The following is a 13,116-nucleotide window of genomic DNA, read 5'->3' on the forward strand; positions in this document are numbered from 1 at the left end:
ACCTGCCTGTCACGCAGGGGGTCGCGGGTTCGAGTCCCGTCCGTTCCGCCACTTATTAAAAGCCCTGAGCTAACGCTCAGGGCTTTTTTCTTATCTGTCGTTTAATTATTGCGAAATTAGCAAAAATCCTCTGCGTTTTACGATCTTTTTTGTCATAACAACCACAGCGATAATTCTCCTCAGTTTACGAACATAACGATTGAGGAATCATATGACTATCCCTGCACTGGGTCTGGGTACTTTTCGCCTGAAAGACGACGTTGTTATCGCATCTGTTAAAACCGCACTCGAGCTGGGCTATCGCGCTATTGATACGGCGCAGATTTATGATAACGAGGGTGCCGTAGGCCAGGCTATCGAAGAGAGCGGCGTACCGCGCCACGAGCTTTTCATCACCACCAAAATCTGGATTGAGAATCTCAGCAAAGACAAGCTGATCCCAAGCCTGAAGGAAAGTCTGAAAAAGCTGCGTACGGATTATGTTGACCTGACGCTGATCCACTGGCCATCACCTGATGATGCCGTCTCTGTGGAGGAATTCATGCAGGCGCTGCTGGAAGCAAAAGAGCAGGGCTTAACGCGTGAAATTGGCATTTCTAACTTCACTATCCCATTGATGGAAAGGGCTATTGCCGCAGTGGGTAAAGAGAATATTGCCACCAATCAGATTGAACTCTCTCCCTACCTGCAAAACCGCAACGTTGTGGACTGGGCGCAACAGCATGGCATTCACATCACCTCTTACATGACGCTGGCATATGGTAAGGCGCTGAAAGATGAGGTGATTGCACGCATCGCTGAAAAACACAACGCGACAGCTGCGCAGGTGATCCTGGCATGGGCGATGGGTGAAGGCTATGCCGTGATCCCGTCTTCAACCAAACGTGAAAACCTGGCGAGTAACCTGTTAGCGCGTGATCTTCAGCTTGATCATGAAGATAAAAAAGCGATCGCCGCACTGGAATGCAACGATCGTCTGGTCAGCCCGGAAGGGTTAGCACCTGACTGGGATTAATAAATAACCCACCCTCTGTACCTTTAAACCCTCACGCAGCTCCTCCGGGAGCTGTTTTGATATGTTCACTCAGGAAGTCGATAAATGCGCGTATGCGCGTACTTACCGCTCTGTCACTGTAATACACGGCGCTAAAAGGCATCTCTACAGGCAACCGTTTGTCAGCCATGAGTTCTACAAGCTGACCCGCCGCGATTTCCTTATCAATCATATAGTCTGATAAGCAGGCAATCCCATTCCCTTCAAGACATAGCTGTTTCAGCGTCTCCCCGCTATTAGACGAAAGTCCGCAGGTGATCTCATGAAGTTGTCCGTCATGACAGGCCACGGGCCAGGTATTCAACGACACAGGTTCTGTAAAGCCCAGACACAGATGCTGCTTTAACTCTTCAACCGTCTCCGGTTTGCCATGCTCTGCAATATATTGCGGTGACGCGATAATTTTGCGGTAACTGGTGAAGAGAGGGCGAGCGCGTAAACTTGAATCCGTCAGGGTTCCCGCGCGGATCGCCACATCAACTTTACGCTCAATCAGGTTGATAAACGTCTCTGAAGAGACCAGAGACAGGGTCATCTCCGGATAGCGTTCCCGAAAGGGCTTGATTAACGGCATCAGAAAATGAAGCACAACCGGCGTCGCCGCATCAATGCGTAGCAGCCCACGCGGGGTGCTACGCGATTCCATAATTTCCGTTTCTGCTGCCGCCATCTCCTGCAAAACGGATTGAACGCGGCGAAAATAACGTTCACCTTCTTCCGTCAGGCTGAGCTGGCGCGTTGTTCTGTTGAGCAGACTCACCCCGAGCTTCATCTCCAGCTTTTTCACCGAGCGGCTGACGGCGGAGTTCGCCTGCCCGAGCTGTTCGGCCGCACGGCTGAAACTGCCGCTTTCCACCACGGCAACAAAGATAGTGAGTTCTTCCGATGTGGCTTTCATTATTGCATCACCTGCAAAATTCTATTGAGATTCTAACCATTTTTGTTATTTAAACACTGGCGCATACTGCCTGTCATCTTAATACTGAAGAGACGGAGTATTTTATGCCACTGGCGCTTCTTGCCCTGACGATCAGTGCCTTCGCAATCGGCACGACCGAATTTGTTATTGTAGGGCTTGTTCCTACCATTGCTGATCAACTCGCTATTTCACTGCCTTCTGCCGGGCTGCTGGTATCTATTTATGCATTAGGTGTCGCTGTTGGGGCGCCTGTGCTGACTGCACTGACAGGACGCTTTCCGCGTAAACAACTGTTAGTTGCTCTGATGGTGCTCTTCACCGCCGGCAATATTCTGGCGTGGAAAGCTCCGGACTACACCACGCTGGTCATTGCCCGTCTGCTGACAGGCCTCGCGCACGGTGTCTTCTTCTCTATCGGTTCCACCATTGCAACCAGCCTGGTGCCAAAATAGAAAGCGGCGTCAGCCATTGCGATTATGTTTGGCGGTTTAACCGTCGCGCTGGTCACCGGCGTGCCGTTAGGAACGTTTATCGGACAACATTTTGGCTGGCGTGAAACCTTCCTCGCGGTATCGCTGTTGGGGGTGATTGCTCTGGTGGCCAGCCTGCTGTTGGTTCCGTCGAATATACCGGGGCGTGCGAGCGCCAGCCTGAACGATCAGATTAAGGTTCTTACACACCCGCGCCTGCTGCTGATCTATGCCGTTACGGCTCTGGGTTATGGTGGGGTGTTCACCGCATTCACCTTCCTTGCACCGATGATGCAGGAGCTGGCTGGTTTTTCTCCTGGCGCAGTGAGCTGGATTTTACTGGGCTACGGTATCTCCGTAGCAATCGGCAATATCTGGGGCGGCAAGCTTGCAGATAAGCATGGCGCAGTACCGGCGCTGAAATTCATCTTCGCCGCGCTGGTTGTCCTGCTGATGATTTTCCAGTTCACCGCGTCGACACATTACGCCGCGCTGGTAACGGTATTAGTTATGGGGATATTCGCTTTTGGTAACGTACCGGGATTGCAGGTGTATGTTGTGCAGAAAGCCGAACGTTATACGCCCAATGCGGTGGATGTTGCATCCGGCCTGAATATCGCCGCATTCAATATCGGTATCGCCCTCGGATCGGTTATAGGGGGTCAGACGGTTGAACACATTGGATTAACCCAAACGCCATGGATTGGCGCGGTGATTGTGCTTGTCGCGTTCCTCCTTATTGGTCTGAGTGGACGGCTTGATAAACCCGCTCGCGTCGCCCTTGGATAAGCATCAGTAAGTGCTTGCTTACGAAACTGGAAAGCGGTTTCTCAGTAATTGCGTTGAAAGTGTGACCTAAAATCCCTATAACATTAGAACCAGTCCGTTTTCCGGGCTGGTTCATGTTACAGAGGTCGTTTCCAAAAGTGCGAAAAAATACCTATGCCATGCGTTATGTTGCCGGAATGCCCGCGGAGAGGATCTTACCTCCGGGGTCGTTTGCGAGCCTGGGTCAGGCATTACCTGCGGGCACGCCATTAAGCAGTGACGAAAAAATTCGCGTACTGGTGTGGAACATCTTTAAACAACAGCGTGCGGAGTGGTTATCCGTACTTAAAAATTTTGGTAAAGATGCGCATCTGGTTTTGTTACAGGAGGCGCAAACCACGCCAGAGCTGGTCAGGTTTGCAACGACTCACTATCTCGCAGCCGACCAGGTGCCTGCCTTTGTTCTGCCACAGCATCCTTCTGGGGTGATGACCCTTTCAGCCGCACATCCGGTCTATTGCTGCCCGCTGCGTGAACGTGAGCCAATTCTGCGTCTGGCAAAATCGGCGCTGGTCACGGTCTATCCATTGCCGGATACCCGGCTGTTGATGGTGGTAAACATTCATGCGGTGAACTTCAGCCTGGGTGTTGATGTGTACAGTAAGCAGTTACTTCCTATTGGCGATCAGATTGCTCACCACAGTGGGCCGATCATCATGGCCGGGGATTTCAATGCCTGGAGCCGTCCGCGTATGAACGCGTTGTACCGCTTCGCGCGGGAAATGTCGCTGCGTGAAGTTCGTTTTAGCGATGACCAGCGTAAGAAAGCGTTTGGTCGTCCTCTCGATTTCGTCTTCTATCGGGGTTTAAGCGTGCACGATGCTTCCGTTCTGGTAACGCGCGCCTCCGATCATAATCCTCTACTAGTAGAATTCAGTCCCGGCAAACCTGATAAATAATGGTGCGTCAGGTCTGCCGTGGGGCAGGCCTGTGCGGGTGCTGCCCTTTATTTTTTAACCCATAAAAGGACAGCAACATGACAACAACACACTCCCATCATGACAACGTCGAAAAACAGTTCGGTTCTCAGGCTGGCGCGTATCTGAGCAGCGCCGTGCATGCCTCTGGGCGCGATCTGGTGCGTCTCGGTGATCGGCTCGCCGCGTTCCCTGACGCGCAGGTGCTGGATTTAGGCTGCGGGGCGGGGCACGCCAGTTTTACCGCCGCCCGGCAGGTCGCTCAGGTGACGGCATATGATTTATCGAGCCAGATGCTGGATGTTGTTGCTGAGGCGGCGAAAGCGAAAGGGTTGAATAACATCACAACGCGCCAGGGCTACGCGGAATCTTTACCCTTTGAGGATGCGTCGTTTGAGGTTGTGATTAGCCGTTACTCTGCACACCACTGGCATGATGTGGGGCAGGCATTACGGGAAGTGAAACGGGTGCTCAAACCGGGCGGAACCTTCATCATCATGGACGTAATGTCTCCCGGACATCCGGTACGGAATATCTGGCTCCAGACGGTTGAAGCGCTGCGTGATACCTCGCACGTACAAAACTACTCCAGTGGCGAGTGGCTGACGTTTATCACCGAAGCCGGTTTGATTTCACGCTCGCTGATAACCGACCGTTTGCCGCTGGAGTTCGCGTCATGGATTGCGCGGATGCGCACACCAGAGGCATTGACGCAGGCGATCCGATTGTATCAGGAGAGCGCCTCTGCTGACGTGAAGGCGTACTTTGAACTGCATGACGATGGTTCGTTTACCAGCGACACCATTATGGCTGAAGCGCAAAAAGCGGGATAAACAAAAAAGGCACCGAGGGGAATCGGTGCCTTTTTAACAAGCGATCGTACTATCAGGAATCCGGCGTAGCGCTGTTTTTCACAAACAACGTCAGCTGGTCGCCAGGTTGCAGGTTGTCAGTATCGTTGTTCCAGCGCATCACATCTTTGATGTTTACGCCGTGACGCTTAGCAATACTGGACAGCGAGTCGCCTTTACGTACGCGATAGGTAATGCTATCGCTGTTTTTAGCGAGACGCTGTGCGCTGTTACCTGCACCTACGGTCAGCGTTTGACCGACTTTCAGACTGGACCCGCGCAGATTATTCCACTGCTGGAGATCTTTCGTATTCACGCCAAGACGTGAAGCAATACCTGAAAGCGTATCACCTGAACGCACCTTATAGCTGCGGCTGCTTACAGGCGACGTATCAGCGATCAGCGTTGACTGAACGGCTGCAATTTCACCCGAAGCTAAAGACTCTCGTAACTGCTCCGCGTGTTTCTGCGGAACCATCACATAGCGCGGGCCACTTGCACCCAGCGTGGAGCCTTTAACACCTGCATTAAAGGTTTTAAGCTTACTTACCGACATACCCGTCATATCGGCAACCTGTTGAATATCAACCGGGCTGCTGAGGCGGACACGCGCCAGTGCACGACTTTCGTCTGGTGTTGGCAGTTGTACACCGTAACGTTTACTGTTCTTGAGAATGTCACTCAAAGCCAGCATTTTCGGTACGTAAATCTTTGTTTCCTGTGGCAGTGAGAGCGACCAGAAGTCTGTGGATTTACCACGCGCTTTATTCGCTTTCATTGCCTTCAGTACACGACCTTCACCACTGTTATACGCCGCGACAGTCAATAACCAGTCGCCGTCAAACATCTTGTTCAGACGTTGCATCATGTCGAGAGCGGCTGTCGTTGAAGCGACAACATCACGACGCGCATCGTAGTTGCGGGTCTGTTTTAAACCATAATTTCGCCCTGTGCTCGGAATGATCTGCCAAATACCTGCTGCATTGGCGCCAGACGTCGCGTGCGGGTCAAAAGCGCTCTCCACTATGGGTAGTAGTACCAGTTCCATAGGCATGTTACGTTTCTTAACTTGCCCGGCTATCCAGTACATATACGGCTCTGCCCGTAATGTTACATCGTGGAGATAGCTCTTATTTCTCAAATACTTCTGTTTCTGTTCGCGAATCCGGCTGTTTTCCGGAATTCCCATCTTTAGCTCGTCGCCAATAGAGGCCCACAAGTCTTGTTCCTGCGCGAAGGATGTCCCATCGTCCAACCATCGCGCCTGACTCGTAAACTTCCCTGCTTCCCCTTGACCAGCCGCAGAAAGGCTCTGTGCGTGCTGTTGTACGTTGCTGCCGTTTTGTGACTGGCAACCTACAAGCAGGACAGAGGCGAGTAATATCGCTTTTGCCTTCATGTGTGTGTCAATAGTTGCTTAAAAGACGAGCGATGATAACGGCGAAAATTTGAAAAGGCAACCCGCAATTATCTGAAGTTATCTTTCTTTGACCTTAACCATGCAAATCGCGCTTCTGGTTGTAACAAATTTGTTTCTTGATTAATTTTATTAATTAAATCAGCATCATCCATTCTCAAAAATAAATTTATTTGGCGCTCATTTTTCAGAATTACGGGCAGTGTTTTTTGGTTTTTTGCACGTAACTCCTTCACTTTCAGGTAATAATCCTGAATCGCCCGATCCTCTGGCAGAATGCTCGCGGCAAACTTCATATTCCCTAATGTATACTCATGTGCGCAACAAATTACGGTGTCGGCAGGCAGTGCATTAATTTTTTGTAAAGATTGATACATTTGTTCTGGCGTACCTTCAAAGAGCCGTCCACAGCCGCCGGAAAACAGCGTGTCGCCGCAAAACAGATAAGGTTTGCTGTAGAAACAGAGATGACCGGAAGTGTGACCTGGCGTAGCAAATACGGAAAACTCCCACCCGAGGATGAGGATACTTTCGCCTTCTACAACGACTTGCGTCGTACCCTTATTTTGTGTCTCTGCCGGTCCGTAAACGGGAAGGTGGGGATAGTGCGCAAGGAGATCGGGAACACCATCGACATGATCGTGATGGTGATGGGTAAGGAGAATCGCTTCTGGTTGCCAGCCGTTTTCTTTTATCGCGTGCAGGATCGGTGCGGATTCGCCCGGATCCACAATGATGCATCTGCGATCGTCGTCGACTAAAACCCAGATGTAATTGTCCTGAAAGGCGGAAATACTGATAAGATTCATGCATTACCTCTTATAGCGTGGCGGGTGTTTTGATGAAACCGGCAAGGATACCTCAGACTGTCGCACCACCGGAACGTTGGGCAGAATTGCCCTGGGGTGAATATTATCGCGAGGCGTTAGAACTTCAGCTTAAACCCTGGCTCGCGAAAATGTATGGTTTTCACCTGCTTAAGATTGGCAATCTGAGCGCAGAAATCAATACCGAAAGCTGCGCTATCTCGCATCAGGTTAGCGTATCGCTTAATGGTTCTCCGGTTCAGGTGAAAGCGGATCCGCTGCATTTGCCGTTTGCGGAAAAATCCATTGACGCCTGTCTGCTCGCCCACACGCTGCCCTGGTGCAGCGATCCCCATCGCCTGCTGCGGGAAGCGGACCGCGTTTTGATTGACGACGGCTGGCTGATCCTGAGCGGCTTCAATCCGCTGAGTCTGATGGGGCTACGTAAACTCACGCCCGTGTTGCGTCGCACGCCGCCGTATAACAGCCGCATGTTTACCCTGATGCGCCAGCTGGACTGGCTTTCACTGTTAAATTTTGAAGTGCTCAGCTACGGGGGTTTTCAGGTCATCCCCTGGACGCGTAAAGGAGGGGTTTTGTTAAGCACCCATTTCCCCGCACTGGGCTGCATGCAATTTATTGTGGCGCGTAAGAGGACGATCCCCCTTACGCTTAACCCAATGAAGCAAAGCAAATCGAAAACGCGGATCCGCCAGACTGTGGGGGCCACGCGGCAGTACAAAAAACCGTGATCAGGATTCAGGCTGATAACCTGCATCCTCGTGGGTCGGGTTGGAGGCCGCCGCGCGAGCCAGCTCGTCACAGCGTTCGTTTTCGGGATGACCTGCGTGCCCCTTTACCCATTCCCATTTGATTTCGTGCTGACCGAGGGCGGCATCAAGACGCTTCCAGAGATCGACATTCTTAACGGGTTTTTTCTCTGCGGTTTTCCAGCCGCGTTTTTTCCAGTTATGGATCCACTGGGTAATGCCCTGGCGGACATACTGGCTGTCGGTACTCAGCACCACGTCACAATGTTCTTTTAAGGCTTCCAGTGCCACGATGGCCGCCATCAACTCCATGCGGTTGTTGGTGGTCAGGAAATAGCCTTCACTAAAAGTTTTTTCATGCTGACGATAGCGCATAATGGCGCCATAGCCGCCGGGCCCTGGGTTACCAAGACAAGATCCATCGGTGAAAATTTCTACCTGTTTACGCATCTCTGGTAGACTTCCTGTATTTGAAACGTTCAGTAAAACGATAAGTCTGACATAAATGACCGCTATGAGCACTGCAATTACTCGCCAGATTGTTCTCGATACCGAAACCACCGGTATGAACCAGATTGGCGCTCACTACGAAGGGCACAAAATCATTGAGATTGGTGCGGTTGAAGTGGTGAACCGTCGTCTTACGGGCAACAACTTCCACGTTTACCTCAAACCCGATCGGCTGGTGGATCCGGAAGCGTTCGGTGTTCACGGAATTGCCGATGAGTTTTTGCTGGATAAACCCACCTTTGCTGACGTCGCAGATGAATTTCTCGACTACATCAGGGGTGCGGAACTTGTCATTCATAACGCGTCGTTCGATATCGGCTTTATGGACTATGAGTTCAGCAAGCTCAACCGCGATATTCCCAAGACGAATACGTTCTGTAAGGTCACGGATAGCCTGGCGCTGGCAAGGAAGATGTTCCCCGGCAAGCGTAACAGCCTTGATGCTCTGTGCTCTCGCTATGAGATAGACAACACCAAGCGAACGCTGCACGGCGCATTGCTCGATGCCCAGATCCTGGCCGATGTCTACCTGACCATGACCGGCGGCCAAACGTCGATGAAATTCAGTATGGAAAATGAATCCCAGCAGACGCGTGATGAAGGGGGGATTCAGCGCATTGTGCGTCAGGCGAATCGCCTGCGGGTTGTTTTAGCCAGTGATGAAGAACTGATGAACCATGAATCTCGTCTCGATTTAGTACAGAAGAAGGGCGGAAGCTGTCTGTGGCGCACGTAAAAATGTGCTGAAACGTTTGTTAAATCGCCGTTTGGGTGAATTTTGCAGCAAACGATTCAAAACCTGAGAAAAAGCGTTGACGAGTTCAGAGGCAAACCGTAATATTCGCCTCGTTCCCCAAACGGGAACAGTGGAGCGGTAGTTCAGTCGGTTAGAATACCTGCCTGTCACGCAGGGGGTCGCGGGTTCGAGTCCCGTCCGTTCCGCCACTATTCAGGCCCACGTTATTTATAACGTGGGCCTTTTTCATTTCTGCTTTTCCCCGATGTTACGCAAGACAATAAGCCAGGGTAACACCGCGGGTTGCGTTTATCCGATCGTAAACGGGTCTGCATCCTGCCAGGCCGGAAACTTCTCCCGATACTCTTTTAACGCCGTTAACGAAATCTCAGCATCAATTCGCGTTGCCTGATGCGGCTCGGCGGTGGCAATAATTTCACCCTGCGGACTGATTACCCGGCTGTCGCCGCGATAGTGATGCCCGTTGCCGTCCGTTCCTACGCGGTTACAGCCAACAACATAAGCCTGATTTTCAATCGCGCGCGCTGTCAGTAAAGCCTGCCAGTGCAGCGAGCGTGGCGCAGGCCAGTTGGCGACATACAGCGCTAAATCATAATCGTTGCGGTTGCGTGACCACACCGGAAAGCGCAGGTCATAGCAGACCAGCGGCAAAATACGCCAGCCGCGCCATTCAAATACCACGCGTTCGTTTCCGGCTTCATAGTGTTGATGTTCATCCGCCATGCGGAACAGGTGGCGCTTGTCGTAGAAATGGACTTTTCCTTCCGGCTCGACCAGCAGAAAACGGTTGACCGGGCCGCGCTCGGTCTGGAGTGCGACGCTACCGGCAATCAGCGCGTTTGTTTCCTGCGCCCTGGCGTACATCCAGGCCACCACCTCGTCCTGCGGCATGGACTGTTTTGCTGCCTCCATCGCGAAACCTGTGGTGAACATCTCCGGCAGGACAATCACATCGCGTCCGGTCATCTCTTCCAGCTGGCGATCAAAATGGCGAAGGTTGGCGGGGCCGTCCATCCACACTAAAGGTTGCTGCAAAACAGAAATCTTTAAACCAGGCACGATACAGGCTCCTTAATAAACACTTTTTGACACTGTAGCACGTCATTACCAGAAAATGTGGCAATAAAAAACCCCGCGCGGGGCGGGGTTTGTGGGCATGAAATGTCTTATGCCGCTTCAGGTTTGCGGTGCTTCTCTGGCAGCTTTACCGGCTGTGTCGCCAGCTCTTCAGGTTCGAAATCATCCACATTGATACTGCGCAGACGGCTCTCCTCGGCTTTCACCAGAATCGCAGCTTCGCTGTTGTCGATGATGCCACCCGCCAGCGCCTGTTTTGCCAGTTCATCCAGTCGTGTAAACGGCAGGTTTTTGCCCAGCTGTTTGCAGATCTTCTGGTGAATCGGGTCGGCGGCCATCACGTCCAGCAGTGCCTCTTCCAGCAAACCGACCGGGTTATGCGGGGTAGGGGCCAGATATTGTCCCCGACCAATACGGGAGCGGGTGGCGCTCGGCACTTGTAAGATCTTCGCCACTTTGTGATCCAGCTTGTCAGACGGCGCAAGATGGTGACGACCGGTCGGGAAGATCACAACGCGCAGGGCACCCGCCACGAAGCGGTTCGGGAAGTTGGCCAGCAGGTCGTCAATTGCTTGTTCGGCCTGATACATCGCATCCTGTACGCCCCAGTGCACCAGCGGCAGATCCGCTTCCTGACGGCCTTCGTCGTCATAGCGTTTCAGCACCGCAGAGGCGAGGAAGATCTGGCTCAGCACATCACCCAGACGGGCGGAGATACGCTCGCGACGCTTCAGGCTACCGCCCAGGACGGCCATTGAGACGTCAGACAGCAGGGCAAGGTTGGCGCTCAGACGGTTCAGATGCTGGTAGTAACGTTTGGTCGCATCGCCGGTTGGCGTCGCGCTGGTCAGGCCGCGCGTCAGGCCGAGCCAGAAGCTGCGCACCTTGTTACTGCCCACGTGACCAATATGTTTGAACAGCAGCTTGTCGAAGGCGTCCACGTCGTTATTCTGCGCGGCGGCCATCTCTTCCAGAACGTACGGATGGCAACGAATCGCCCCCTGACCGAAGATCATCATGCTGCGGGTCAGGATGTTGGCCCCTTCCACGGTGATAGCAATCGGTGCACCCTGATAGCCGCGCGCCAGGAAGTTGCCTTCGCCAAGCATGATGCCTTTACCGCCTGCGATATCCATCGCGTCAATGATCGACTGCTGCGCGCGGTGGGTACAGTGATACTTCACAATCGCGGACAGCACGGCCGGTTTTTCGCCCAGCATGATGCCGTAGGTAATCAGCGAGGCTGCGGCGTCCATCACGTAGGCATTGCCCGCAATACGCGCCAGCGGCTCTTCAATACCTTCCATCTTGCCGATGGAGATTTTGAACTGGCGGCGGATATGCGCGTAAGCCCCAATCCCCATCGCCACCGACTTCAGACCGCCGGTTGAGTTCGATGGCAGGGTAATACCGCGGCCCACCGACAGACATTCCACCAGCATACGCCAGCCCTGACCGGCCATTTTCGGGCCACCGATGATGTAATCAATCGGGACAAAGATATCCTGACCGCGGGTAGGACCGTTCTGGAACGGCACGTTCAGCGGGAAGTGACGGCGACCAATTTCAACGCCCGGTGTTGACGTTGGGATCAGCGCACAGGTAATACCCAGCTCTTCTTCACCACCCAGCAGTTTTTCCGGGTCGGAGAGCTTAAAGGCCAGGCCGAGCACCGTGGCGATAGGTGCCAGGGTGATATAGCGTTTGTTCCAGGTCAGGCGCATGCCCAGCACCTGTTGCCCCTGCCATTCGCCCATGCAGACCACGCCCGTATCCGGGATCGCGCCAGCGTCAGAGCCGGCTTCCGGGCTGGTCAGCGCGAAGCACGGGATTTCCTGACCACGCGCCAGACGCGGCAGGTAGTGATCTTTCTGCTCTTCCGTACCGTAATGCTGTAACAGCTCGCCCGGGCCTAAGGAGTTTGGCACGCCAACGGTGATCGCCAGGATCCCGGAGACACCCGCCAGTTTTTGCAACACGCGAGCCTGAGCGTAAGCGGAGAATTCCAGCCCGCCGTACTCTTTCTTAATGATCATCGCAAAGAAGCGATGCTCTTTCAGATACGCCCACAGCTCAGGCGGCAGGTCAGCCATTTCGTGAGTGATGGCAAAGTCATTTGCCATGCGGCACGCTTCTTCCACCGGGCCATCAATAAAGGCCTGTTCTTCGGCGGTCAAACGCGGCTGCGGATAATTGTGCAGCTTTTTCCAGTCCGGGTTGCCCTGGAACAGATCGCCTTCCCACCATGTAGTACCGGCATCAATCGCTTCTTTCTCTGTACGTGACATCGGCGGCATCACTTTACGGAAACCTTTAAACACCGGAGCGGAGATCATCGACTTACGCATCGGCGTCAGGTTGAACGGCAGCAAAATGATGGCCAGAGGAACAAGAACCCAGATATTCCACAGGCCAGCGACGCCAAGTGCAGCCGTCCAGGCCAGAAGAATCAGGCTACTCAGTAATAAACTGACACGGTGATAGAACAACACACCGAGCAGTACAACGGTTGCGAGAATGCTTAAAATCATCATAAAGAAAAGCTCCCTTGCTTGTAGGAGGTCTGACCACTTGTGATGATATGGTTGTAGTTGATGTCATTTCCTTTAGCAATGTGTTTACAAAATAATTACAACCTGGTTCACATTGTTCGCGTTTTAGCCGGCACAAAAAATCAAAACGCCGGACGATTCGCATGGCTTTAGCTTCTCGCTTTTACTGCTATCCGGTACACTCCACT

11 protein-coding genes, 1 tRNA gene and 1 pseudogene are annotated in these 13,116 nt (G+C 52.8%); 7 read left to right on the top strand and 6 right to left on the bottom strand.

Translation table 11 applies throughout. The features are described 5' to 3' along the window. Positions 1-211: 211 nt before the first annotated feature. Positions 212-1,015, top strand: a complete 804-nt coding sequence (gene dkgB, locus ACOTX7_RS20170; RefSeq protein WP_221256948.1) for a 2,5-didehydrogluconate reductase DkgB — start codon at positions 212-214, stop codon at positions 1,013-1,015. A gap of 31 nt (positions 1,016-1,046) precedes the next feature. Here dkgB and yafC read toward each other — a convergent pair whose 3' ends face one another. Continuing rightward, positions 1,047-1,952 carry a DNA-binding transcriptional regulator YafC gene (gene yafC / locus ACOTX7_RS20175; RefSeq protein WP_006810019.1) on the bottom strand — a complete coding sequence of 302 codons (906 nt, stop codon included), beginning with the start codon at positions 1,950-1,952 and terminating at the stop codon, positions 1,047-1,049. Between the two features lie 104 nt (positions 1,953-2,056). Between yafC and ACOTX7_RS20180 the strand changes: the two are divergent. The 3 genes and pseudogenes from ACOTX7_RS20180 (at position 2,057) to ACOTX7_RS20190 (ending at position 5,021) form a co-directional block, all read left to right on the top strand. Next, positions 2,057-3,232, top strand: a pseudogene (locus ACOTX7_RS20180) (MFS transporter). A 137-nt stretch (positions 3,233-3,369) separates the two neighbouring features. Beyond that, positions 3,370-4,170, top strand: coding sequence for an endonuclease/exonuclease/phosphatase family protein (locus tag ACOTX7_RS20185; protein WP_032673787.1), 801 nt, complete (start codon positions 3,370-3,372; stop codon positions 4,168-4,170). Positions 4,171-4,247: 77 nt separating this feature from the next. Then, positions 4,248-5,021: a class I SAM-dependent methyltransferase gene (locus tag ACOTX7_RS20190; protein ID WP_221256949.1), complete on the top strand. Its 774-nt coding sequence runs from the start codon at positions 4,248-4,250 to the stop codon at positions 5,019-5,021. 52 nt (positions 5,022-5,073) lie between these two features. Here the strand turns inward: ACOTX7_RS20190 and mltD are convergent, their stop codons facing one another. Both mltD and gloB read right to left on the bottom strand, forming a co-directional pair. Further along, positions 5,074-6,438, bottom strand: coding sequence for a murein transglycosylase D (gene mltD / locus ACOTX7_RS20195; protein ID WP_221256950.1), 1,365 nt, complete (start codon positions 6,436-6,438; stop codon positions 5,074-5,076). Positions 6,439-6,506: 68 nt separating this feature from the next. Next, positions 6,507-7,265, bottom strand: a complete 759-nt coding sequence (gene gloB / locus ACOTX7_RS20200) for a hydroxyacylglutathione hydrolase (RefSeq protein WP_221256951.1) — start codon at positions 7,263-7,265, stop codon at positions 6,507-6,509. 32 nt (positions 7,266-7,297) lie between these two features. Between gloB and ACOTX7_RS20205 the strand changes: the two genes are divergently transcribed. Next, positions 7,298-8,014: a class I SAM-dependent methyltransferase gene (locus ACOTX7_RS20205; RefSeq protein WP_006810013.1), complete on the top strand. Its 717-nt coding sequence runs from the start codon at positions 7,298-7,300 to the stop codon at positions 8,012-8,014. On the opposite strand, the gene rnhA is transcribed toward ACOTX7_RS20205, so the two are convergent. Beyond that, positions 8,015-8,593, bottom strand: coding sequence for a ribonuclease HI (gene rnhA / locus ACOTX7_RS20210; RefSeq protein WP_160840538.1), 579 nt, complete (start codon positions 8,591-8,593; stop codon positions 8,015-8,017). It abuts the gene before it with no gap. Between rnhA and dnaQ the strand changes: the two genes are divergently transcribed. Next, positions 8,547-9,278 carry a DNA polymerase III subunit epsilon gene (gene dnaQ / locus ACOTX7_RS20215; RefSeq protein ID WP_003863237.1) on the top strand — a complete coding sequence of 244 codons (732 nt, stop codon included), beginning with the start codon at positions 8,547-8,549 and terminating at the stop codon, positions 9,276-9,278. The two genes, rnhA and dnaQ, sit on opposite strands and share 47 nt — an antisense overlap. A 132-nt stretch (positions 9,279-9,410) precedes the next feature. Then, positions 9,411-9,487: transfer RNA gene (locus tag ACOTX7_RS20220), tRNA-Asp, on the top strand. Positions 9,488-9,587: 100 nt separating this feature from the next. Here ACOTX7_RS20220 and ACOTX7_RS20225 read toward each other — a convergent pair. Then, positions 9,588-10,358, bottom strand: a complete 771-nt coding sequence (locus ACOTX7_RS20225) for an amidohydrolase (RefSeq protein WP_221813649.1) — start codon at positions 10,356-10,358, stop codon at positions 9,588-9,590. 107 nt (positions 10,359-10,465) lie between these two features. After that, positions 10,466-12,910, bottom strand: coding sequence for an acyl-CoA dehydrogenase FadE (fadE, locus tag ACOTX7_RS20230; RefSeq protein WP_006810010.1), 2,445 nt, complete (start codon positions 12,908-12,910; stop codon positions 10,466-10,468). Positions 12,911-13,116 lie beyond the last annotated feature (206 nt).

This window comes from Enterobacter cloacae complex sp. IR5418 (assembly GCF_049238105.1).
Taxonomy (GTDB): Bacteria; Pseudomonadota; Gammaproteobacteria; order Enterobacterales; family Enterobacteriaceae; genus Enterobacter; species Enterobacter hormaechei.